Origin of the sequence: Candidatus Methylobacter favarea, assembly GCF_902806695.1 — a bacterium.
GTDB classification, from domain to species: Bacteria; Pseudomonadota; Gammaproteobacteria; order Methylococcales; family Methylomonadaceae; genus Methylobacter_B; species Methylobacter_B favarea.
This window is the reverse complement of record NZ_CADCXN010000063.1, coordinates 1-23,611: the sequence shown is the minus strand read 5'-3', so window position 1 is coordinate 23,611 and position 23,611 is coordinate 1. Positions and strand designations below refer to the sequence as shown.

Here is a 23,611-nt window from a genome sequence, read left to right as displayed (position 1 = left end):
CGGGGGAAACAGACGCCGGCCAGTTTTTTAACTGGTCGTTTTAAAGAGAATGCCAGTAGTGCAAAAAATTAGCGGCTTGAGTAAAGCCGGGAGGGATGAAAATTAACGCTGAAGCCTGCCAATAAGCAGGCTACAGTTGATTAATGCAATTAAATGAGAGTGACTTCTTCTGCTTGCGGACCTTTTTGTCCTTGCGTCACATTGAACCGTACTTTTTGTCCTTCATCAAGGGATTTAAAGCCAGAGCCATTAATATTGCGAAAGTGAACAAAAACATCGGGGCCGCTTTCTTGCTGAATAAAACCAAAGCCTTTTTCAGCATTAAACCATTTAACAGTGCCGGTAGTCATAATTGTAATCCTGTAAAAATTAGTAATTAGCGCCTTGTGAGGCGATGAAGCTGGAAAATTTAAGAATTACTTGATGATAAACAGGACGAGCAATTGCAGTAAAAACTTCGTAGAGATAAGCATAAAGATAAATCAATTTCAAGCTAAACTAATTGTACAGATACCTGTCAGGGAAATCAATTTTATTATTACATATTATGATTATCAATATGTTAATACATTTACCAAAATGAACTAGTAAGTAATTGCCTTAATTATTTATACGCTTAAAATTTTAGTATTTTTAACCAGGATAGGATTTTATAATCGGCAAGGCACTATTTAAGAGGTACGGTGTCATTTTAATAAAAATTAATTATAGTCAATTGAAGCCTGATAAGCGCAAGATAGGATTTTATCGGAGCCTTAGTATAATTTGGCTTTACTGGCAGTTGCGACAAAGGGCATGTTTTTTTTAAGGTTGGTTTAACGGTATGACTAAAAAATCATCTAAATCTGTAGTTGATAAATCTATTTCTAATTCCAAAGATGACAATAGTAAAGACGATGTTGAAATTGACATTGAAGAATTCGATTTAAGCTTAAACGATGAAGATATTACTTTGCCCCAAGAAAATGACCGAGGGGTCAAAAAGATGGCTGCACGCAGAAAAATTGAAATGTATTGGGAGAAGAAAAGATTACAAGAGCAGCTCAGTGATTTTGATGAATTAGATCTGGATTTTGATTTTTAAGCCTATTTTGCCCCGGACTAAACGGATCCACTTCTCTATCTCATGAAGTAGCTCTAGGAATTATACAAAACCGCCATTAATCCGTACCGAAACTGGGTGGCCCTAAAGATTCCCTCGTAAATAAGTAACATCTTTATTTTTTTCACCATATCGAACGTGACGCCGAAGGGTTTGGCGGCAGGCGTCTTCGTAAAGCACTTGGCGTTGATTCAACAGTGCCTCATCCAGCCCGGCATGGCGCTGCGCCGGTCTAGCCCAGCCAATGGCACTATGCCGATGCTCGTGGTTGTACCAAGGCCCTAAATCGGCTACCCATTCACGAGACCGGGCGGCTCAGCGAGGACATGACGCCGAGCTGTTGCAGGCGGCGCCTGGCCTGGGGCTACCGTTATCGGAAGGCAGGATGACTGGCCCAGGCTGCAGGCTTAGGCGATCGCTTCAATCAGGTGTGGCGCGGCTGAAGGCAGGTTATTCGGTCTCGCCCGCCACCGGCGCCCGGAGCTTTTTTCAGGATCAGCAAAGGCAGCGGCTTCAGCCAGGGCTTGCTCTTTGAACTCGCGAGAATACTGCTGTTTTAGGAAAAGTGTCTGAAAATTTGAGGCGACAACTATTTGGACGCGGGTGATATCGACACAATCAAAAAACTGGATGACTATCGCAACTATATTACTCACCTATTACAAACTTATCCCAGCTTGTTAGCGGTAAAAGTGTTACCTATGCCCAAGGCAACAGTTGACCGATTGAACATTTCTGATCGTTCGTATTCAACAAGTCTTGAAGGACGAGATCAGCTTCAAGCAAACGGGTTATTATGTGCGGTATATGCAATATCAGGCTGATGACGATCAACCGCGTGGTCTAATGATTGGCGGCAAAGAGACTACGGTTTATTTCATGGTGTTTGTGCTTAATCAGACCAGCCACAGGCATCTGATCTTGATCATTTTTTCGGAAAAATTCAAAACAATGCCTTGCTTTTTCTGCCTGTCTGACAGCTACAATAGGCTTGTGCCCATTACTCAACACGCACATGCAAGCAGTCCCCCTGCTATATTCAAACCATACATCCTTATTTTTTTGAAGAAAGAGTTAAGCTATAATCCTTAAGCCAGGGCATTAAAGCTGTATTTTCCAAATTGATTAAATTCATTTTGAGATAGAAATCCCTTAATAAAACAAAAGGAAGGAAAAAGATATGATCCCAGTTATCTTATCAGGCGGCTCAGGCACAAGGCTATGGCCGTTATCGCGGGGACAGTATCCGAAGCAGTTTCTGCCGCTGGTATCAGATCACACTATGGTGCAGGAAACCTTGCTTAGGCTGGCCGGGCTTGTGGGATTAAAAGCACCGATTGCTGTGTGCAATGAAGATCATCGTTTCATGATGGCGGAACAGTTATGGGAAATAGGCGCAAAACCAGCCGCTATTATCCTTGAACCGGTAGGCAAGAATACGGCGCCGGCTGTGGCTATGGCGGCATTAGCCGCAGAATCCGAGGATGAGGTTTTGCTGGTTTTACCTGCAGATCACGTAATCTCCAATCTCGAAGCTTTTCATAAAGCTGTTGTAGAGGCTGAGATTTTGGCGGGCCAGGGGTTTCTGGTTACCTTTGGTATTGTGCCAACTGAACCTGAAACCGGATATGGCTATATCAAGCGGGACAGTTTACAGCAGGGAGCAGTTGCTTTTAATGTCGCTGCCTTTGTCGAGAAACCCGATTTGGATACGGCTACGCACTATCTGCAAACCGGGAATTATTTCTGGAATAGCGGCATGTTCGCCTTTAAAGCCGGCAGCTTCCTGAAAGAACTGGAAAAATTTAATCCCACAATGCTGTCGATTTGCGAAAAAGCGTTTAAAGCTGCTAAAGTTGATCTGGATTTTGTCCGGCTGGATAAAGAGATTTTTTCTTCCGCCTCTTCAGATTCTATCGATTATGCGGTAATGGAAAAAACTGACAAGGCTGTTGTTATTCCGCTCGATGCGGGATGGAATGATGTAGGGTCATGGTCCGCTTTATGGGATGTTACCGATAAAGACAGCCTGGGCAATGCCATCAGCGGCGATGTATTGACGGTTGGTACGGAGAATTCCTTTATCTACGCTGAAAATAAACTGGTTACAGTGATCGGTGTGCGTGATTTGGTGGTTGTGGAAACGAAAGACGCAGTAATGATTGCCTCTAAAAACAGAGTGCAGGAAGTAAAACAAATCGTTACCCGGCTAAAGGAACTTAAGCGCAGTGAAGCGAATGTTCACAGGAAAGCGTATCGGCCATGGGGCCATTATGATTCAGTAGACAGCGGTGATCGTCACCAGACCAAACGGATTGTGGTCAAGCCAGGCGCCAAATTATCTCTGCAGAAGCATCATCATCGCGCCGAACATTGGGTAGTAGTAAAAGGGACGGCTCTGGTTACCAAGGCCGATGAAAAGATATTGCTGTCTGAAAATGAGTCCGTTTATATACCGCTCGGCACTGTGCATTGCCTGGAAAATCCCGGCGTTATTCCTTTGGAAATAGTTGAAGTTCAGTCAGGAGGCTATTTGGGGGAGGATGATATTGTGCGTTTTGACGATAAATACGGGCGTGTTTAAAAATTCACTGCCATCTTATAACTTGATATTTAGCAGTAGTCATAAAGGAAAATTTTAATGAGCAAAAAGATTACCAAAGCAGTTTTCCCGGTGGCCGGCTTGGGAACCCGTTTTTTACCCGCCACCAAAGCAAGTCCCAAGGAAATGTTGCCTATTGTGGATAAGCCGCTGATTCAATATGCGGTAGAAGAAGCGGTTGCGGCCGGCATCGATACGATGATTTTTATTACCGGGCGCAGTAAAAACGCCATAATCGATCACTTTGATAAAGCCTATGAACTTGAAAAAGAGCTGGAAGCAAAGGGTAAAGCTGAAATTCTGAAGCTGATTCAGGATATTCTGCCGCCGCATGTCTCCTGTATTTTTATTCGACAGGCTGAAGCGTTAGGTCTTGGTAATGCGGTTTATTGCGCCCGGCCTGTTATAGGCGATGAGCCTTTTGCCATCATCCTGGCGGATGACCTGATTCAGGACGGCGCGCGCGGTTGTATGGCGCAGATGGTTAAGTTGTATGAGGAAAAACAGTCGTCTATCCTGGGGGTTGAAAGAATTGACCCCTCCGAAACCGATAAATACGGTATTGTCAGCACGGCTGAATTTTCAGGATCAGCGGGCGCTATTGAACTGATTGTGGAAAAGCCTGAACCCGATGCAGCTCCCTCAAATCTGGCCGTAGTTGGGCGCTATATTCTGACGCCTGCTATTTTTGACAAGATCCGGAAGACGGAAAGAGGGGCCGGCGGCGAGATTCAATTAACGGATGCGATTGCTGATTTATTGGCCGATGAACAGGTGCTGGCCTATGAATTTGAAGGCAAGCGTTATGATTGCGGATCCAAGCTGGGTTTTTTAATAGCAACCGTAGAGCATGGATTGATGCACAAGGAGCTGAAAGATGACTTTTTAGCTTACCTGAAGAATTTGACGATGTCGCTTTAAGCCAGGGCTTCTCCCAGCAGGGATTCAGTATTGAATTGATAATCTTTTTTTAAACAGTGATCCAGCCATTTTTGCAGAAAATAATTCAGGCGCCATTTGTAATTCATGATTTCACAACTCATGCCCGGGTCTTTAAAAACTTCTGATACGCTTGCCCGGGTATGATCATTTAACACTTCAGCCAGTTGAGCATCCAGATAAACTCTTATCTTAACGGCAGGTTCGAGAAACTCATCCAGATTTCTATTGAAACAGTAACTCAGTTCAACAGTCATTGTATAGGGTGAGTGCTCAATGACTTCAAGATAAAGATTCGTGTTGTTGGGCGCAAGTCCAATAGCTCTTTCCCTAAACGCCAGCAAGTCCGGAATTAACTTGAAAAGCTTCTGATAATTGGACTCGCAGACCTGTTCCAGGCAGAGTGACTTGTTGACGGGATTAATAAAACTCATTTGCTGTCAATTCTCACGGTAGCAGGCATGGGCGCTGGCTGTTTCCCATAACACGACCTGGGCAACCTTGAAACCGGCCATTTTCATATGCTGGTAAATCATTTTACTCAAAACTTCAGCGGTGGGGTGTTCATCGAGTGCGAGAAAACGTTCATTGTTTTCTGTCAGCATGGGAATAATCGGGTCATCCTTATGCAACAGAAAATTATGATCAAGATATTTCGTAATGTAGGTTTCAACGCAGTCTTTGATATCGGAAAAATCACAGACCATGCCGTGTTCGTCAAGTTCCTTTCGTTCGACTGAAACCGAAGCTTTAACGCTATGTCCATGTAGATTCCGGCATTTGCCGGCATGGTTCATTAGCCGGTGGCCGTAACAGAAATAGATGTCTTTGGTAATCGTAAACATAATTGAAATAAGGCATTGTCAAACTTATAGTCGTCAGTTTTCAGGTACTTGAGGCTGATTTAGATAGCAATATTCAGCACGCCCCAGCCTCATGATGTGAGGTGCAGGGCAACTTTAGTGACCTAATAATTTTACTGGCGACTGTAGCGCATCCACAATTTCCACGGCAGACGGTTGATCCTGTTTTCGCCGCCTTATTTTCGGGAGTGCTGAATAATTACCTATTAACAAACATTTTACATTAAGTTAACACTGCCTGAAATAAAAGCATCGGTTGAATTTGTATAACTTCAGGGGGTTAATTTCCTTTTATGCTTTGAATGGTAGCGGCAATTTCATAATTACCGTTGTCCTGTTTCGTACACCGTACTACTTCAATGAAAGCGGTCAAGGGCGGGGTAATTGCATTTTTGGGAATAACGTTTATTTCCATTGCCTTGCCCGGCGTTAAAAACTGATCGGCTATAAAGGAAACGCCCGCTCCGCTAATGGATTTACAGCGTCCCTGGTATAAAGTATCCGAGTCAGCAATTTTATAGATAATGTCACAATCCACCACCATCCGAATATAATTACGTTTTTCATCATATTCCAACATAGTATTACCCTGATCAGGACTTTAGACGTACTCACTCTCACTGGCTGTGCCAGTTAGCTGTAGCGGTGAAGTGTACTACAAAAGAAACATTAAGGGGCATGATTTACAAGGAAATTATTAATTGACTGCGCCCCTGGCATTAGCCGGAATTTATGTAATATGATGCACAGTTTACAATCAAAATAGACAGGGTTTTTCAGTTAGCGCATGAATAAAGCAATAGTTTTGACAGGAATTACAACCACAGGCACGCCGCATTTGGGTAATTATGTGGGCGCCATCAGACCGGCCATTGCCGCAAGTAAAGACGCGAATGTAGCGCCTTTTTATTTTCTTGCCGATTACCATGCCCTGATCAAATGCCAGGAGCCGGAAAAAATCAGAAAATCCAGCCGGGAAATTGCCGCGACGTGGCTGGCTTTGGGGCTGGATACCTCAAATACCGTTTTTTACCGGCAATCAGATGTCCCTGAAATTATGGAACTGGCCTGGATGTTGTGCTGTGTAACGGCAAAAGGACTGATGAACAGGGCCCATGCTTATAAGTCGGCTGTTGCCGAGAATGAGCAAGACGGCGAACATGACCCCGATAAAGGCATTAGCATGGGCTTGTTCAGCTATCCCATATTAATGGCGGCCGACATATTGATGTTTAACGCCAGTAAGGTTCCTGTGGGCAAAGACCAGATTCAACATATTGAGATGGCGAGGGATATCGCCGGACGGTTTAATCATATTTATGGAGAGCATTTCGTCTTGCCGGAAGCGATAATCGAGGAGAACGGCGCGACGCTAGCCGGGCTGGACGGCCGTAAAATGAGTAAAAGCTACAATAACGCCATCCCATTATTCGAGTCCGAGAAAAAGCTGAGAAAACTGATTAATAAAATTAAAACCAATTCTCTTGAGCCGGGTGAGCCAAAGGATCCGAATGGCTGTACCTTATTCAGCCTATACCAGGCTTTTGCCTCAAAAGCGGAAACAGATGAAATAAGACGCCGTTATGCCGAGGGTATTTCATGGGGAGAAATGAAACAGATACTGTTTGAGTATATTAATAACCATATTGCCCCTGCAAGGGAACGCTACGAAGCTTTAATGCAGGCGCCGGCGCATATTGAAGAAGAGTTGCAGGAAGGCGCCCGAAAAGCGCGCGCAATAAGTGTTCCTTTTATTAAAACCTTGCGCGAAGCAGTCGGTATTTCCAGGATTTCGTTGTGAAACGGGCAACCTTCAGCGATTGGCTCAGGCAAGCCTTGCTATTTGTCGGGCGCGGCCCAGCGGTGTGGGCTGGATATTGTTTGTTTATCGGCATCATTTTAAGTGTAGGACGAATTTCTTTGGCGCTGGGTGTTTTCTTCTCTGTCACTTGCCTGTTTGTCGGCGTAGGCGTTGCAAAATATATCGATCTCAAGTATTCAGGAGACTATTCAGTGCGCCTTTACTGGGCGATTAACAAAAGCTTGCCGTTAGCCGTAATAGCGGCAAGCTGCATAGTCATTTGCTGGTTTGTATTCATGGCCTTGTCCGCTATTTTTTCAGGAGAGTTTTATAAGATAGGGCGATTCTTTTTTTACTGGGAACTAACGCCGGAGAATCTGGATAATAAATCGATGTGGGAGGTAACCAGATGGATCTATGCCTATGCCAATGTCACGCTGATTTTTGTCTTGCTGATGCTTACTACCTTTGCCAGCTGGTTCAGTTATCCGCTGATGTTATTTAGAAATTACAGTTGGAGTGAAGCAAAAGAGCAGGGCGATAAGGCCGTCGCTAAAAATCAGAAAGCGCTTTATACGCTGCTTGGCTTTATAATTGTTGAGGCATTGTTATGCACGGGAATAACCCCTTTATTAACCCCCGTTTTATATATGCTGGTTTCAACGCTAATGTATATTTCCTATAAAAATGTTTTTATGGCGATGCATTATTAAGCAAGGTCTTGTTTACGGTTGTTTCCCCCCAACCGCGATTTATTTAGAACATTTATTCATTAGCCTGACTTTCAGGCATTTATTAGACTGAGCCTGATCCTGGAGGGCGCTTATGCTCTGCCAACGTTTATTGATAGTGCGCTCAGCCGATTCGCGCAGGACAGCAGAGTAGCAATGGCAAAAATAAGCGCAAATTCGTTTTTTAGGTTGTCGATCTTTTGACTGATTGATTTTGCGTTGTTGAGTTGATGTATCGTCTTCTTAATAGGTTTACAATTAACCCAGGGACAATTAATCCAGGCACGTAGTATTAACTATTAATGAGGAAAGCAGCATGGCTCGTATTGTAATTTTAGGCGCAGGCATTGGCGGCGTGCCAATGGCTTATGAAATGAAGGAAACGGCAGGGAAAAATCATGATGTCATCGTCATTTCCGATACGCCCACCTTTCATTTTGTCCCGTCAAATCCCTGGGTTCCACCTAAATGGCGGAAGCCTGAAGAGCTGAAGATTGAATTAGCCCCGGTTTTTAAAAAAAAAGGCATAGAATTTATTCAAAAAGCCGCAACAAAAGTTGATCCCGTCAATAATCAGGTTCATCTGGAGGATGGTTCAGCCGTTGCTTACGACTTCCTGGTTATTGCCACCGGCCCGCGTCTGGCTTTTGATGAAGTGCCAGGCTTGGGGCCGGATGGCTATACCTCATCCGTCTGTCATGTCGATCATGCGGCCGTCGCAGTAAAAGATTGGGACAAATTTATGGAAAATCCCGGCCCGATTGTTGTCGGCGCGGTTCAGGGAGCTTCCTGTTATGGCCCCGCCTATGAATATTTAATGATTCTTGAAGCGGAATTACGCAAAAGGCAAATTCGTGACAAAGTGCCGATGACTTTTGTTACCGCCGAACCTTATATCGGTCACTTGGGTTTAGGCGGTGTCGGCGATACCAAAGGCCTGCTGGAAAGCGCCCTGCGTGACAAGCATATTAAATGGATAACGAATGCCAGGGTCGACAAGATTGAAGCCGGCATGATGTACGTTACCGAGGTCGATGAGGAAGGCAAGGACAAGAAAAAACATGAACTGCCATTTAATCACTCCATGATGTTGCCGGCTTTTACCGGTATTGACGCCCTGCGTAATATTGGTGTTGAAGGTCTGGTTAATGCGCGCGGCTTTGTTATGGTGGATGAATATCAGCGCAATAAAGCCTTTAAAAATATTTATTCCGTCGGCGTTTGTGTTGCCATTCCGCCGGTTGAAGCAACGCCCTTGCCTGTTGGTACGCCAAAAACAGGCTATATGATCGAATCGATGGTGACTGCCGCCGCGCATAATATTGCCGATGAACTGGCCGGCAAAGAGCCGACCCACAAAGCGACATGGAACGCTTTATGTCTGGCTGATTTTGGCGATTCCGGCGTGGCTTTTCTGGCCAAGCCGCAAATTCCGCCGCGCAATACCACCTGGTCGGCCGAAGGTAAATGGGTGCACTGGGCAAAAATAGGTTTTGAGAAATATTTCATGCGTAAAATCAGAAAAGGCATCAGTGAGCCTTTTTATGAAAAATCAATGCTCAAATTAATGGGCATAGTCCGTTTGAAAGGAAAATAAGATGACCATCGATCGCGTAGTTTTTGCTGTGGCAGGCAGTTTTATTCTGATTAGCCTGTTGCTGGCGCATTATCATTCTGAAATGTGGCTATGGTTCACCGCTTTTGTTGGCGCTAATTTATTTCAGTCAGCATTTACGGGGTTTTGCCCGGTCGCAATGCTGCTTAAAAAGCTGGGCGTCAAGCCGGGCTGCGCTTTCTGATTGCCTTGTAGCGCACAGTTCCGGTCAAATACGGATTTTCAACGTTTAAAATATCTCGCGCTACGCTGAACGCCAAGCTGATACGAATAAACTTGAATGCAACGCGCTAAGTTGGGTTAACTTTTAATCCACCGCCCCGACTTCGCATAGTCATGCCTTAAGTAATGCGTATGAGATTGCGTTGCCGCTAACCCGGCCTGCAATCCAGTCTGTAGGGAAAGATTATGGTGAAAACAATAAAAAACAGCCTGGCATTGAGTCTGGTGCCGCTATCAATGCTATTTAATATGTCAGCTATGGCGGACCCTGTTCCCAAAAATTCTGCAGATAACGCCGTTCCGGAAAAATTAAGCGGCCAGTTTTTTAGTCTCGATCAGGCCATTGATTATGCATTAGCCAACAATCCTGATCTGCAAATCGCCACTGAACGCATCAGCCAGGCTGAAGCGCAATTGGGCATTGCTCTGTCCGCGTTTTATCCCCAACTCACAGCCAGAGTTGGCTATCAGCATTCCAACAATCCGGCTGAGGTATTCGGGATGATCGTCGCGCAAAGGGATTTCGATTCCAACTCGATCAATAACATTAATAATCCCGGCTACCGGCAAAATTTTCGCCCCGAAATCATAGGAAAACTGTCCCTGTTCCGTGGCGGTCAGGATTATCAGAATAGTAAAGCGGCGGAGCTGGGCGTAGATGCAGCAGAGTTTGAACGCTCGACAGTGCGTAATGCCCTGATTGAAGCCGTCACTGCTACCTATTATGCTTATCTGGCTTCTATAGAAGCGCATAAAGTCGCGCAGAGCTCCATTTCCGCAATTGCCAGCGAGTTAAAACAAACGCAGCGTCGATACGAAGCGGGAACTGTCCTTAAATCCGATGTGTTATCACTGGAGGTACAACTGGCTGAAGCGCAGAGCGCTGAAATAAGAGCCGCCAACGCCATTGAAATAGCCAAAACCAGTATTGCCAAATTACTAGGCTTATCCAGTTTTCAAGCATTTACTGTCGCATCGTCATCTTCCCTATTACCCAAACCCAAGTTGCCGGCATCCTTTAATGACTTGCTCGATCAGGCAATGGCACAGCGCCCCGAAGTTAAAGCCGCCGCCCGCCGGGTGGATATCAGTGTGCGGCAGTTAAAAAGCGAGCGGGGCGCTTATTTGCCCAAAGCAGATGCTTATGTAAGCTACGGTCAAAATAGCCAATCTCCAGGCTTTAACAGTGAAAAGGACAATGTTACCGCCGGCGTCAGCGTCGAAATGGATTTATTTTCCGGTTTTAACACCCAGCAACGTGTCCGAGCAGCAGAACGAAAAGCAGCAGAAGCGCGTGAAACGGAACGGAAAACCAAACTGGCTATTGAACAGGAAGTTAAAACTGCATTTCTAAATCTTAAAGAAGCTTTAGCGCGTTTGCACGTTGCCGAAACATCGGTGCTGGCGGCTGACGAAGCCTTAAGACTGGTTAATGAGGAAAGACGTGCTGAAATGGTCACGGTCACCCGTTATATCGAATCCGAAGTCGCCAGAAATAAGGCTCGATCCAGCACTATCGCGGCGCATTACGATGCCCTGAGTGCTGAAGCCGCCTTGAAAAAAGCAATCGGCGACTGGAAATAAAGAGCTTTCTGCTCAAGGCAGAAGACATGCCAGGTTTAACCGTTCGCCCTGGGCCCTTCGGCTATGCTCAGGAGATCCTTGCCGAAGGGTCATGGTTCGACAAGCTCTCCACGAAAGACTTGACTTTAAACTGCCTGTCATTAAACGAGTAGCCAAATAAAGGAGATATCATGCTGCAAACCGGACACAAAAATACCCAAAAAATCGCTGCAATTTCTGCAGCCGGTTTAACCTTGATTCTGTTGCTGCTCTATATGCAAGGCAGTTTTGTCAGTAAAGCGCCCCCAGGCTTAAGCCCGTTGCCGGGCGATTCAAACACGTCGAAAAGCAGCACGGCTGTTGTCGAAAAAAGACAGGTTGACGATATGCTCGCCTGGCCCGGCACGGTAAGAGCAAGAACCGTAGCCAATATTGCCCCAAAAATGACGGCCCGGATTATCGAGATCAGGGTCAAAGCCGGCGACAAAGTTAAAAAAGGCGATGTCATCGCCCGTCTTGACGAACGTGACATTAAATCTCAGGAGAATGCGGCTCTTGCTGCGCTTGCCGGAGCCAATGCCCGGGCGAATCGCGCCAGGGCAGACGAACAGCGCATCCGCAGCCTGTATGGCAAGGAAGCGGCAACCCGCGAAAAACTGGATACTGTAAGCGCGCAGGCAAAAGAGGCGCAGGCCGGCGTCAATCAGGCGGCAAGCGCTGTTAGTGAAATCAGAACCCATCTGGCTGATGCGCTGTTACTCGCGCCTTTTGACGGCGTTGTTGTTAAACGTCTTAAAGAACCCGGCGACATGGGGTTGCCCGGCATAGCCGTGGTGACTTTACAAACGCCAAAAGGCTTAAGGCTTGAAGCCGACGTCCCCAGCACTTGCGCCGGACGTTACAGCACCGGCATGACTGTCACCGTGCGCATTGATACGCTGGGCCTAACAACAAATGCTCAAATTGACGAGCTCAGTCCAGAAGTCGACCCGCAGACCCGCACCCGGCGGATCAAAATCGCACTGCCTGCAATCGAAGGCTTGCAGCCTGGCTATTTCGGCTGGCTGGAACAAGCCTGCGGCCAGCATGAAGCCTTATTGATTCCTGCCAGCGCAGTGCAGCGCATCGGGCAACTGGAAGTTGTCAAGCTCTTATCGGAAGGCCGGCAGCTTATGCGCCATATCAGGGCGGGCAAAACCTTCGGCGACCAGATTGAAGTCATTTCCGGCTTGCATGCCGGTGAAACCGTTATAACCAATCCGCAACGAGCGCAATAATGGCTGACCTGCACAAGCAAAGCCCCAAACGGGGATTGACGACAAGAATTGTCAAAGTTTTTACTACTTCGCAGCTTTCCATACTGTTCCTGATTATTTCCCTGCTGGCGGGAGGGGCAGCGCTGATTCTCACGCCCCGCGAAGAAGACCCGCAGATTGTCGTGCCGGTAATGGATGTGCTTGTGGAATATCCGGGCGCTTCCAGCGAAGAAGTTGAAAAACTGGCTGCCACGCCGCTGGAAGTTTTACTCAAGCAGCTTGAAGGCGTGGAATATGTGTATTCCGTCTCCAGGCCAGGCGCCGCGGTTGTTACCGTGCGTTATTTCGTCGGCCAGGATTTTGAAGACAGCCTGGTCAAAACCTGGGACAGGCTCATGTCCAACCAGAATCATATTCCGCCCGGCGTCACTCGCTGGAAAGTGTCGCCCGTTGAAATCGACAACGTGCCTATCGTCCTCTTGACGCTCTCGGCCCAAAATAATAACTATGATTCGATGGCCTTGCGGCGCATCGCCGATGAGCTGATTATTTCCCTTCGAGGCGTCGGCGACGTGGGTAAAAGCTGGGTTGTCGGCGGCGAACAGCGGCGGGTGTCGATTTATGCCAACCCTGCCAGTTTGGCCGCGCATGGCGTAACATTGCTTGAGGTCACGCAGGCGCTGGCTAATGCAAACATTAATCTGCAAGCCGGCAGCATTGAACGCGGCAACCGTGAAATTCTGCTCGAAGCCGGCCCTCATTTTAAGTCATCGGATGACGTAGGCGCGACCGTCATCAAAAGTGTTGCCGGGCGGCCTGTTTTTCTGCGCGATGTGGCCCGTATTGAAGACGGCCCGGCCGATGTCGGTCATTACACCCGGATCGGCTTTGGTCCGGCTGTCGAAGCTTTGCCCACAATTGGCAAGGCCGCCGGCAACAAGCCTCTGGCTGGACAGGAACGCCAGATGGTCACCATTGCCGTCGCCAAACGTAAAGGCAGCAATGCCGTCAACGTCGCCGAAGCCGTTATTGCCACGGCGGAAAAAATGCACGGCAGCCTGATCCCTGAAGATGTTTTGCTGACGATTGCTCGCGATTACGGCGAAACCGCCAACCACAAGGTCAACGAGCTGGTTAAACACCTGAGTTTTGCGATCGTGATTATCGTCGTGCTGCTGGCTTTTTCGCTGGGGCTGAAGGAGTCGTTTATCGTGTCGATCGCCGTGCCGATGACTTTGGCGCTGACCTTGTTGCTGGACTATATTTCAGGCTATACGATCAACCGCGTCACCTTGTTTGCGTTGATTCTGTCGTTGGGTCTGCTGGTCGATGATCCGATTGTCGATGTCGAAAATATCCACAGGCACTATAAACTGCGCAAGGAATCGCCGCTGGAGGCGCTGTTGACGGCCGTCGATGAAGTCAGGCCGCCGACCATTCTGGCGACTTTCACCGTGATTGTGTCGTTTCTGCCGATGTTTTATATTACCGGCATGATGGGGCCCTACATGGCGCCGATGGCTTTCAACGTGCCGATAGCGATGATCATTTCCCTGATTGTCGCCTTTACCGTCACGCCTTGGGCCAGTTTCAAACTGCTGCAAAGCGAATACCACAAGCAGGGTAACGAAGCGCCGCTAGAGCTTAAACAAACTTTTATTTATAGGGCTTATCGAGCCACGCTCGGCCCGCTGCTGGCAACCTCTGGACGCGCTAAATTATTTTTACTGATGGTGCTGATAGCCTTTGTGGCCTCAACTCTGCTGGCCATAACCCGCGCCGTTCCGCTCAAATTATTGCCGTTCGACAATAAAAACGAACTGCAAATCATCATCGATATGCCGCGCGGCTCGACGCTGGAACAAACCGATGAAGTTGCGCGCGCTTTGGGCAGTTATCTGGCTACCGTCAACGAAGTCACCGATTATCAAAGCTATACAGGTCTTGCCGCGCCGATGGACTTTAATGGCATGGTTCGGCACTATTATTTACGCAGCGGCGGTTATCTGGGTGAAGTCAGAATTAATCTATTACCCAAAGACCGTCGCGAACAACAATCGCACGAAATCGCCTTGCGCATTCGGCCTGCAATAAAACGGCTCGGCAAGAAATTTGGCGCAAACCTGAAAATCGTGGAAATTCCGCCCGGGCCGCCGGTGCTTTCCGACCTGGTCGCTGAAATCTATGGCCCGCCTGAAGGCAGTATCGACAGCCTGGTAGCCATATCCAAACGAATCAGGGCCGATATGGAAAAAACCGAAGGCGTCGTTGATGTCGATGATTTTTCCGAAGCGCCGCATGACAAGGTGCATTTTCACCTGGATCGCGAAAAAGCCGCCTTGTCCGGCGTCAGCGTCGCGCAAGTTGCAGAAACCCTGCTCATCGCCGTCGCAGGTAAGGCTGTTGGCATCGTTCATCTGGACAGCGAACGCCAGCCTCTGGAAATCATCCTGCAACTGCCGCGTGCGCTCCGCTCGTCGGTTGCCGATTTATTGGCTTTGCGGGTTAAAACAGGGCAGGGCGATCTGGTGCCGCTAAGTGAAATAGGCTCCGCCGCTATAGAAAGCGAAGATCAGCCCATTTATCACAAAAATCTGCAACGAGTGAATTATGTCATTGCCAGTATGGCAGGCCGAAGTCCGGTAGAAGCGGTTTTCGATCTGAATGACGCCTTGGAGATACGGCCCTTGCCCGAAGGTTATACCGCAGAACTTGCGGGCGAAGGCGAATGGAAAATCACTGTCGATGTATTTCGTGATCTTGGCTTAGCCTTTGCGGCCGCTTTGGTGATGATCTATGTCCTGCTGGTCGGACAAACCGGATCGCTGAGCGTGCCGCTGGTGATGATGATAGCCATCCCGCTGACCGTCATCGGCATCATGCCCGGCTTCTGGCTGCTTAATCTATTTGCTGTGCCGATTGCCGGTTACCCCAACCCGATTTATTTTACCGCCACGGCGATGATCGGCATGATCGCCTTGGCGGGTATCGTGGTGCGCAACTCGATTATCCTGATCGACTTTATCGAGCGCATCCGCGCCCGTGCCGATGTGGCGCTTGCAGAAGCCCTGATAGAGGCCGGTGCTATTCGCTTGCGGCCGATCTTCCTGACCGCGGGAGCGGCGATGTTCGGCGCCTTTGTGATTATCCTGGACCCGATATTTTCAGGACTGGCATGGAGCTTTATCTTTGGTATTTTTGCCTCGACCCTGTTTTCCTTGCTGGTGATTCCGGTGGTTTATTATTTAATCAATAAGGAAGCCCGATAAACACTTAAGCAAATGGCTTCCCTGGCTTTTCGGATTTTTAACAGAGAAGAATGAATACGGTAGACGTTAATCAAATCGCCCAGGCTAGGCAGGTTTAATCACTATCATGTTTGCTATTGGTTTTTTAACTTGCAGAGAACTCCTGTTCCCAGCAATAAAGCCAACGCACTCCACAGCAGGAAAGGCACCAGCCAAAACCAGCGTTGGTAAAAAGTGGCCGAAGGATTGGTAAGATAGGGGACTTCATAGACTCCAGTCCAGGGTTGATGTATCGGTGAGCGTTCCAGAATGTCGCCCGATGCCAGAGATACCGTTGAAATGCCTGTGTTGGTGACTCTCAGCACGGGTCTGCGAAATTCTACGCCTCGCGCCAGAGTCATATACATGTGCTGATAAGGTTCCTGCCAGGCGCCATACCAGGAATCATTGGTCACATTAACGATAAACTGGGCGCCCAGATCAGCCAGCGAGCGCGAAAAGCCAGGGAAAAGACTTTCATAGCAAATTTGCGGCCCCATTTTATAGCCATTCAGGTTCAGCAGCTGAGTTGGTCCAAAGCCTCGCGCGAAATGGCCGATAGGCGGCAAGAACTTGCGCAGTTCCGGAAAAAATTGTTCGCCAGGTATATATTCACCAAAAGCAAGCAAAATGGTTTTACTGTAATGAGACGGTAGAATCTCGCCGTTTTTATCGAGTATAAACAATGAATTGGTAATCAGACGGGAACGCTCGTCTACGCCGTAGGCGCCGGTGATGAGAGCCAGCTGCCGTTCGCGTAGAAATCTGGCTAAGGCAACAGGCAGTTCATTGAATCTGAATTCCTCTCCCAGCAATTCCGGGAAAGCTGTTTCCGGCCATAGGGTAAAATCAATCCTGGTACCTGCTGAGTCAAGCGCCTTATCGGTCAGTGTCGTATAACGCCTGAGTATTTCCCGTGGATAGCCTTTTCCCAGTTCGGCGGCTATTTTTTCCGAGTTGCCGATACTTGCCTGAACCAGCAAGGTTTTGAAAGAGGCATCCGGCTCAGGAAGCCTTTCCTTAAGCCAGAGACCGCCCACATTAAGCAGCATAAAGCTGATTATTACAGTTACCAACAGGATCTTGCCGGATTTCAGCTTGCGCTTTTTCCAGGCAAGATAAAGCGGCAGGTTGCATAGTAGCGTAGCAGCGCTGAGTCCGCTAAAACCGATAATTTCTGCCCACTGATAAATGGGCATATTGGCGCCATACCAGGAATAACCGAAGTTCCAGTCAAACACGGTGAATGAGTAAGCTTCGCACAGCGTAGTAATAAGCGCCATGAAGCTCAGTGAAAGCCAGTCAGGCCAGTTGAATTTAGTTTGGCCGCATAGCCACAGTACTCCGGCTATAGGTACAAACAGATGGGCTATCAGGGCATAGAGCAGCATGCCCAGAATGGCGATGGGCCATTCCAGATGCGCAAATTCATGCAAAAGATAGGTAACCCAGTTAAAACCAATCAGTGTGAAGATAAAAGCAGTAATCAAGCCGCCAAGAAAAACGTTTTTAAAACTGGTCTGCTGCCGCCAGAAAATCCACAACGGCACAAAGCAGAACAGGGAAGCCCAGGGAGGGAAGGGAATATAACTGGTGCCTATTAAAATTCCGGACCATAGCGGCAGCAACCAAAGCCTGGCTTTATCTGATAGAAAGCGGATCATAGCAGGGTAAGAGAAGAGAAATTGTAGTCATTGCAGGGTCAGTACAATGACTATCTGCAGATTAAGACATCGAAAGCAGTCAGACTCGCATTGCTGTTCAGAAATAAGCAAGATAACCCAAAAGCTATCAAGGAGCAGGTTAAATGCCTATTCCCAAACCTTGAACCTTAATAGCTGTGAATTTAATGGCTGTGAATTTCTGCATGTAAAGCCCGGTATTCATCAGTCAGTTTATGGTTGGGAACATAATGCACCAAGGGCTGCGATTCTGAATGTGACTCTCTGACTTTAACGGAGGGTGAAATCATGGCGTTAAGAACAGGAAGTCCTTCGCCAATAAGCTGATCAACCAGCTGGCGCGGCAGATTGGCCTGCTTTTGAAACTGGTTAACAACGATGCCTTCGATTTCAAGGTTTTGATTATGATCGGCTTTAATTTCGGCTATGGTCTGCATTAATACATATAAAGCTTCCCGGGAAAAGGTATCGCAGTCGAAGGGTATCAAGCATTTGTCAGCAGCAATTAATGCGGATTGGCTGTAAAAGTTAAGAACCGGCGGGGTATCCAGATAAATCGAGTCAAAGCCCTGCAATTTTTCTAGGCCTTCTCGGAGTTTGAATATTTTAAACCGTGATTCCAGCCGGCCTTGCAAGGGTTCAAGTTCGGGATGGGATGGAATAATGAAAAGATTGGGGAAGGGGGTCTCATGAATGACTTCCTCAAGTCCGGGATTATTGCCTCCAAACAGCGAAAGACTCAGACTTTCCTTGAAAAAATGGGCAATGGTTTTATCGCTATCGCCAACTTTCTTGCCCAGCAGGTATTGCGTGGAATTACCCTGTATATCCAGATCGATAACCAAGGTGCGTTTGCCTTCAACGGCGCTGATAGCGGCCAGATTGCAGGTAATGGTTGATTTACCGACACCACCTTTCTGATTGAAAATGACCCTGCGCATGTTATTCCCCGTGAATCAACAGATTAAAACCGCATTATAAGGCTTGCCCCGCTAATATCAAAGGCGGAAAAAAGTATTGCCGCGGCAATCGGGGCATTTTGGAATTTCGCTGGCTGACTTGAATGAAATTTCCTTATTGCAGAAGTCGCAAACAAAAGTTCCAGGTCCGGTTATGTCGCCGCTATGGTAGGTATTTTGTTCAGCTTGTTGTTCAAGTTTGGCCAGTTCCAGACGGGTTTTATCGGCAAGGCTTAAAAATGCATCCAGCGCGAAGTTTTCAAGCAGTTCGATGTCGAATTTGAACCATTCGGACAGCGACTGGCTATCTTCCTTACTGGTTAATCCATGAGCGGCATGTTCAATATCGCGCTTGACATAATTTGAAACCCTGTCCAGTTCCTCGTCAGTCAAGTCGCTGGTTTCTCTTGTTTTTTCTTTTGAAATTTCCAGCGCATCAGCAAAAGAATGGAGTGTGTCGTCCATTGCTTCATAAAGGTGCTCCATAAAATCCATATAAGCTTTGACAAGTTTATTTTTATTCATGATCCAACTCCTGAAAATGACGCTTTAGATTTAGGCGACTGTACGGTATTCTAACGCATTTGACCGGTAAAAGACGAGAAGGATGCAAGAAAATTATAAGCCGCTGGCTATTGAGAAAGAAGCACAGCAGGCCTGGGAAGCCTCAGGCGTGTTTAATGTGTCAGAGTTTTCCACGCAGGAAAAATATTATTGTTTATCGATGTTCCCTTATCCCAGCGGTAAATTACACATGGGGCATGTCCGTAACTATACGATAGGCGATGTGATCAGCCGTTACCAGCGCATGTCGGGAAAAAATGTATTGCAGCCTATGGGCTGGGATGCCTTTGGTCTGCCTGCCGAAAACGCCGCGATGCAGCACGGCGTTCATCCGGCCGACTGGACCTATAGCAATATCGACTATATGCGCGACCAGCTTAAACGATTGGGCTTTGGTTACGACTGGAAGCGGGAAATAGCCACCTGTGACCCGGCTTATTATAAGTGGGAGCAATGGTTTTTCCTGAAATTGCTGGCTAAAGGTCTGGTTTATAAAAAGACGGCGCCGGTCAACTGGTGTCCCAATGATATGACTGTTCTGGCGAATGAACAGGTGATCGATGGCTGTTGCTGGCGCTGCGATACGCCTGTTGAACGCAAGGAAATCGCCCAGTGGTTTTTAAAAATCACTGCCTATGCGGATGAACTGCTGGCTTCACTGGAAACCCTGGACGGCTGGCCGGAACAGGTAAAAATTATGCAGGCCAACTGGATCGGCCGCTCTGAAGGCGTCGAGATGGATTTTTCTGTAATGGGTATGGATCAGCCCGTGAGAATTTATACCACGCGTCCTGATACCTTGATGGGCGTCACCTATCTTGCCGCCGCCGCCGAACATCCGTTGGCGTTAAAGGCCGCCGAAAGCAGGCCTGAAATCCGTGCATTCATAGCTGACTGCAAGATGATCGAAACCTCCGAAGCCGCTATGGAGACCATGGAAAAGCGCGGGGTCGATTCAGGAATCAAAGCTATCCACCCGATAAGCGGTGAGGAAATTCCTATCTGGATCGCCAATTTTGTTTTAATGGCGTACGGTACCGGCGCCGTGATGTCTGTGCCGGCCCATGATCAGCGTGATTTTGAATTTGCGAAAAAATACGGCATTCCTATCAAACAGGTGATCTGTGCCAAAAACGGCGAAAATGACATTTGCTCGGAACAGGCTTACACGGTTAAGGGCGTATTGCGCAATTCAGGTGAATTTGACGGTTTGACTTCAGAGCAGGCCTGTGCTGCTATTGCAGATGTCCTGGAGCGCAATAATCGGGGACAGCGGAAAACTATGTTCCGCCTGCGCGATTGGGGCGTTTCCAGGCAGCGTTACTGGGGGGCCCCGATTCCAATTATCTATTGCGATGAGTGCGGCACGGTTCCTGTTCCAGAGCAGGATCTGCCGGTGGAATTACCGCGCGATGTGGTTCTGGACGGCTCGCAATCGCCGCTGGTGGCCCATCCGACGTTTTCACACGCGGCTTGCCCAAGTTGCGGCAGATCTGCGCGCAGGGAAACCGATACCTTTGATACATTTATGGAATCCTCCTGGTATTTTGCCCGGTTCGCCAGTAGCCCGGCGGATGGCATGCTCGATGAAAAGGCTGATTACTGGTTGCCTGTGGATCATTATATCGGCGGCATAGAACATGCCATTTTGCATTTGCTATATGCCCGGTTTTATACCAAATTATTGCGCGATGAAGGCTTGCTGGCCTGTGATGAACCATTCCAAAAGCTGCTGACTCAGGGCATGGTGTTAAAAGACGGCAGCAAAATGTCCAAATCCAAGGGCAATACGGTCGATCCGCAAGCCTTGATTGATCAATACGGCGCTGACACCGTTCGCTTGTTTATTATGTTTGCATCGCCTCCCGAGCAATCTCTCGAATGGTCTGACAGCGGCGTTGAAGGCGCCTTCAGATTTCTTAAAAGGCTCTGGAAACAGGCTTATCTGCATATTAATGCCGGCGGTTCTACTATGAGCGTTACATCAGGTTCCGCACTCACGGACGAGCAGCAAAGCGTTCGCCGCCAGCTTCATCAAACCATCCGGAAAGTCAGCGATGATATGGGCAGACGCCATATCTTTAACACCGCCATTGCCGCCAATATGGAGCTGGTTAACGCCTTATCCCGGTTTACTGATGATTCCGATAACGGCAAAGCCATACGCCAGGAAGCGCTGGAAGCCATTGTATTAATGCTGTCGCCGATTGTGCCGCATATCTGCCATCAACTGTGGCTGGATTTGGGCCATCCCCAAGCTGTAGTTAGCGAATCCTGGCCAAAAGTTGATGCGGCAGCGCTGGAACAGGATTCATTGGAGCTGATTATTCAGGTCAATGGTAAATTGCGCAGCAAAATTCTGGTTTCGGCATCGGCAACTTTAAAAGAAGTGGAAGCAAGCGCGCTGGATGATGAAAATGTTAAACGCTTTATTGAGAACAAGCCCATCAGGAAGGTCATAGTGGTGCCTAAAAAACTGGTTAACATCGTGGTGTAGATGATAATGCTTTGCAAGTAGCAGAATTTCGTTTGCTACTAGGTCTGCATGTTGGAATGATAAAGGCTTAATTTTATGATGGTGGATTTAATGAGAGAAAAGACGTGCTGATGAAAAAGCCAATTATTTTTATAGTTGCTATTTTACTAGGTGCCTGCGGCTATCATTTACGCGGCGCTTTAGTATTGCCTGAAGGCATGAAAAACATCTACCTGCAAGGAGGTTCTGCCGAGTTTCGCGACCAATTCCGCATCGCCTTGAAATCGGCGTCCGGCAATCTTGTCAATTCGTCGGCCGAGGCTGGCATGATTATCAACATAGTCGGTGAAGATATGCAGCGCCGCGCGCTGTCTCTGAGTTCGAGGGGCCGGTCTAATGAGTTTGAGCTGAACTATCGCCTGCAATATGAGCTGGTGAAAGGGGACAATGTTAAAGTCCTGGAGCGGCAGCCTGTTGAGGTCAGACGAGAATATTTCAATGATCAGCAGGATATTATGGCAAAGGACAATGAAGAAGCCGTGATCCGCAGTGAAATGTATCAACAGGCCGTCCAGAATATAATCACTCGCATCCAGGTCGTACTGCAAGCCAAGGCTAAATAACATGCGTTTAAAGCCTGAGCAATTAAAGGTCTCCCTGCAAAAAAAAATAGCGCCCGTCTATTTTATCAGCGGCGATGAGCCGCTGCAGCTGGGCGGAATGGCCGATGCTGTCAGAAAGGCGGCAAGAAAAGCGGGCTTTGAAACGCGTGAAGTTTTTTCCGTTGAAACAGGCTTTGAATGGAAAGAATTAACGGTATCCGCAGGTTCGCTGTCTATTTTTTCCGACAAGAAGATCATTGACTTACGAATGCATTCCGGCACGCCCGGAGCCGATGGCGCCAAGGCCCTGATCGCGTATTGTGATCGGCTGCCCGAAGATGTGCTGTTGCTTGTTACGGCTGGCAAGGTGGCGAAAGAAGCATTCAAGTCGCGCTGGCTGCAAGCCCTGGATAAGGTCGGAATTATTATTCAGGTCTGGCCTCCGGAAAGACAGGATCTAATTCCCTGGTTGCAGCAGCGGATGCAGCGCCGCGGCCTGCATGCTGAAACAGAGGGGTTACGGATATTGGCAGGCAGAATTGAAGGAAATCTTCTGTCGGCCGTCCAGGAAATTGAGAAACTCTATGTATTACACGGCGCCGGAACTATCAGCAATCAACAGATTTTTGATGCAGTCGCCGATAGTTCCCGATACGATGTGTTTAAGCTGGTTGATAGTGCGCTGGCAGCCGATGTAAACCGGGTTTTTAAAATATTGTCGGGCTTAAAGGCGGAAGGGAATGCCGCCCCGGTTGTGCTATGGGCGCTGACGCGCGATGCCAGGGAATTACTCAAAATCAAGCTATCTTCAGCCCACGGTCGGCATGGAGAAAACTTCAAAAATAGCCAGATCAGGGATAATCGCAAACAGCTTGTTAATGCCGCACTTAACAGGCTTGGCGAAACTGATCTGAATAAAATACTGGTATTGAGCGCTAAGGCCGATCGCCAGATTAAAGGCCAACAGCAGGGGGATGCCTGGGAAACGCTATTGGCAATCTGCCTTATGTTCGCATCGCAAGAGGTTTTGGCGAATACGGGCTGACGCAAAGCTGAAAAATAACCGCGTTGGTTAAGTTCTATGTTAGGCAAGCATCTTGTCATATTCGGCATGAGTGCCGAGCCAAATCCAGCGGGGAGTCGCTATTTTTGCGAAAGCTTTTATGAGCCTCCCTGCCCAACAAGCAGCAAAAATTACGCGACCGCTCATGCCTGCGGCAGCCCCAGCCGTCCTGCTTCACTCGTTGCATACCCAGCAAGGGGTATGCAACATAGTTTTCGCAATGATGATATGGACTCCTCCTTACCCACACGGTGTCATAAAATGCACCCAATGATTTAACGGAG

Annotated in this window: 21 protein-coding genes; 13 read left to right on the top strand and 8 right to left on the bottom strand. The window is 47.8% G+C overall.

Going from position 1 to position 23,611, the window contains the following annotated elements; genetic code table 11:
- Positions 1-149: 149 nt before the first annotated feature.
- The gene (locus HUX64_RS09500) at positions 150-350 is read right to left on the bottom strand and encodes a cold-shock protein (protein WP_174625994.1); all 201 of its coding nucleotides are present in this window, start codon (positions 348-350) and stop codon (positions 150-152) included.
- 473 nt (positions 351-823) lie between these two features.
- Between HUX64_RS09500 and HUX64_RS09495 the strand changes: the two genes are divergently transcribed.
- Entirely contained in the window at positions 824-1,084 is a 261-nt protein-coding gene (locus HUX64_RS09495) for a PA3496 family putative envelope integrity protein (protein ID WP_174625993.1), read from the top strand.
- 425 nt (positions 1,085-1,509) lie between these two features.
- On the opposite strand, the gene HUX64_RS09490 is transcribed toward HUX64_RS09495, so the two are convergent.
- Entirely contained in the window at positions 1,510-1,758 is a 249-nt protein-coding gene (locus HUX64_RS09490) for a hypothetical protein (RefSeq protein WP_174625992.1), read from the bottom strand.
- A gap of 524 nt (positions 1,759-2,282) precedes the next feature.
- On the opposite strand from HUX64_RS09490, the gene HUX64_RS09485 reads away from it, so the two are divergent.
- Together HUX64_RS09485 and galU are read left to right on the top strand one after the other, a co-directional pair.
- Positions 2,283-3,686 (top strand): mannose-1-phosphate guanylyltransferase/mannose-6-phosphate isomerase, encoded by a 1,404-nt coding sequence (locus HUX64_RS09485; protein WP_174625991.1) that lies wholly within the window; start codon positions 2,283-2,285, stop codon positions 3,684-3,686.
- 57 nt (positions 3,687-3,743) lie between these two features.
- Positions 3,744-4,625 carry a UTP--glucose-1-phosphate uridylyltransferase GalU gene (galU, locus tag HUX64_RS09480; protein ID WP_174625990.1) on the top strand — a complete coding sequence of 294 codons (882 nt, stop codon included), beginning with the start codon at positions 3,744-3,746 and terminating at the stop codon, positions 4,623-4,625.
- Here galU and HUX64_RS09475 read toward each other — a convergent pair.
- The 3 genes from HUX64_RS09475 to HUX64_RS09465 all read right to left on the bottom strand — a co-directional run bounded on the left by HUX64_RS09475 (position 4,622) and on the right by HUX64_RS09465 (position 6,086).
- A complete protein-coding gene (locus HUX64_RS09475) occupies positions 4,622-5,077 on the bottom strand; it encodes a DUF1249 domain-containing protein (RefSeq protein ID WP_174625989.1) in 456 nt (151 codons plus the stop codon). The genes galU and HUX64_RS09475 overlap by 4 nt on opposite strands.
- A gap of 6 nt (positions 5,078-5,083) precedes the next feature.
- The gene (locus HUX64_RS09470) at positions 5,084-5,488 is read right to left on the bottom strand and encodes a 6-pyruvoyl trahydropterin synthase family protein (RefSeq protein WP_174625988.1); all 405 of its coding nucleotides are present in this window, start codon (positions 5,486-5,488) and stop codon (positions 5,084-5,086) included.
- A gap of 298 nt (positions 5,489-5,786) precedes the next feature.
- Positions 5,787-6,086: a PilZ domain-containing protein gene (locus tag HUX64_RS09465; RefSeq protein ID WP_174625987.1), complete on the bottom strand. Its 300-nt coding sequence runs from the start codon at positions 6,084-6,086 to the stop codon at positions 5,787-5,789.
- A 207-nt stretch (positions 6,087-6,293) separates the two neighbouring features.
- Here HUX64_RS09465 and HUX64_RS09460 point away from each other — a divergent pair, with 207 nt between their 5' ends.
- From HUX64_RS09460 to HUX64_RS09430, 7 genes are all read left to right on the top strand, one after another.
- On the top strand, positions 6,294-7,307 hold the full coding sequence (locus HUX64_RS09460; protein ID WP_174625986.1) for a tryptophan--tRNA ligase: 1,014 nt from the start codon (positions 6,294-6,296) through the stop codon (positions 7,305-7,307).
- Positions 7,304-8,020: a hypothetical protein gene (locus HUX64_RS09455; RefSeq protein ID WP_174625985.1), complete on the top strand. Its 717-nt coding sequence runs from the start codon at positions 7,304-7,306 to the stop codon at positions 8,018-8,020. Before HUX64_RS09460 ends, HUX64_RS09455 begins: the two co-directional genes overlap by 4 nt.
- Before the next feature lie 334 nt (positions 8,021-8,354).
- Positions 8,355-9,635 (top strand): NAD(P)/FAD-dependent oxidoreductase, encoded by a 1,281-nt coding sequence (locus HUX64_RS09450; protein WP_174625984.1) that lies wholly within the window; start codon positions 8,355-8,357, stop codon positions 9,633-9,635.
- Position 9,636: 1 nt separating this feature from the next.
- Positions 9,637-9,837 (top strand): YgaP family membrane protein, encoded by a 201-nt coding sequence (locus HUX64_RS09445; protein ID WP_174625983.1) that lies wholly within the window; start codon positions 9,637-9,639, stop codon positions 9,835-9,837.
- Between the two features lie 224 nt (positions 9,838-10,061).
- Entirely contained in the window at positions 10,062-11,459 is a 1,398-nt protein-coding gene (locus HUX64_RS09440; RefSeq protein WP_174625982.1) for a TolC family protein, read from the top strand.
- A 170-nt stretch (positions 11,460-11,629) separates the two neighbouring features.
- Positions 11,630-12,715, top strand: a complete 1,086-nt coding sequence (locus HUX64_RS09435) for an efflux RND transporter periplasmic adaptor subunit (RefSeq protein ID WP_174625981.1) — start codon at positions 11,630-11,632, stop codon at positions 12,713-12,715.
- Entirely contained in the window at positions 12,715-15,963 is a 3,249-nt protein-coding gene (locus HUX64_RS09430; protein WP_174625980.1) for an efflux RND transporter permease subunit, read from the top strand. Before HUX64_RS09435 ends, HUX64_RS09430 begins: the two co-directional genes overlap by 1 nt.
- A gap of 113 nt (positions 15,964-16,076) precedes the next feature.
- On the opposite strand, the gene lnt is transcribed toward HUX64_RS09430, so the two are convergent.
- The 3 genes from lnt to HUX64_RS09415 form a co-directional block, all read right to left on the bottom strand.
- Positions 16,077-17,645 (bottom strand): apolipoprotein N-acyltransferase, encoded by a 1,569-nt coding sequence (gene lnt, locus HUX64_RS09425; protein ID WP_174625979.1) that lies wholly within the window; start codon positions 17,643-17,645, stop codon positions 16,077-16,079.
- A 182-nt stretch (positions 17,646-17,827) separates the two neighbouring features.
- Entirely contained in the window at positions 17,828-18,604 is a 777-nt protein-coding gene (locus HUX64_RS09420; protein ID WP_174625978.1) for a ParA family protein, read from the bottom strand.
- A 57-nt stretch (positions 18,605-18,661) separates the two neighbouring features.
- Positions 18,662-19,147, bottom strand: a complete 486-nt coding sequence (locus HUX64_RS09415; protein WP_174625977.1) for a zinc ribbon-containing protein — start codon at positions 19,145-19,147, stop codon at positions 18,662-18,664.
- A gap of 82 nt (positions 19,148-19,229) precedes the next feature.
- On the opposite strand from HUX64_RS09415, the gene leuS reads away from it, so the two are divergent.
- From leuS to holA, 3 genes are all read left to right on the top strand, one after another.
- Positions 19,230-21,683 carry a leucine--tRNA ligase gene (leuS, locus tag HUX64_RS09410; protein WP_174625976.1) on the top strand — a complete coding sequence of 818 codons (2,454 nt, stop codon included), beginning with the start codon at positions 19,230-19,232 and terminating at the stop codon, positions 21,681-21,683.
- Positions 21,684-21,793: 110 nt separating this feature from the next.
- Complete coding sequence (locus tag HUX64_RS09405; protein ID WP_174625975.1) at positions 21,794-22,285, top strand: LPS-assembly lipoprotein LptE; 492 nt, start codon at positions 21,794-21,796, stop codon at positions 22,283-22,285.
- A gap of 1 nt (position 22,286) precedes the next feature.
- A complete protein-coding gene (gene holA / locus HUX64_RS09400; protein ID WP_174625974.1) occupies positions 22,287-23,309 on the top strand; it encodes a DNA polymerase III subunit delta in 1,023 nt (340 codons plus the stop codon).
- The last annotated feature ends 302 nt before the right edge of the window (positions 23,310-23,611 follow it).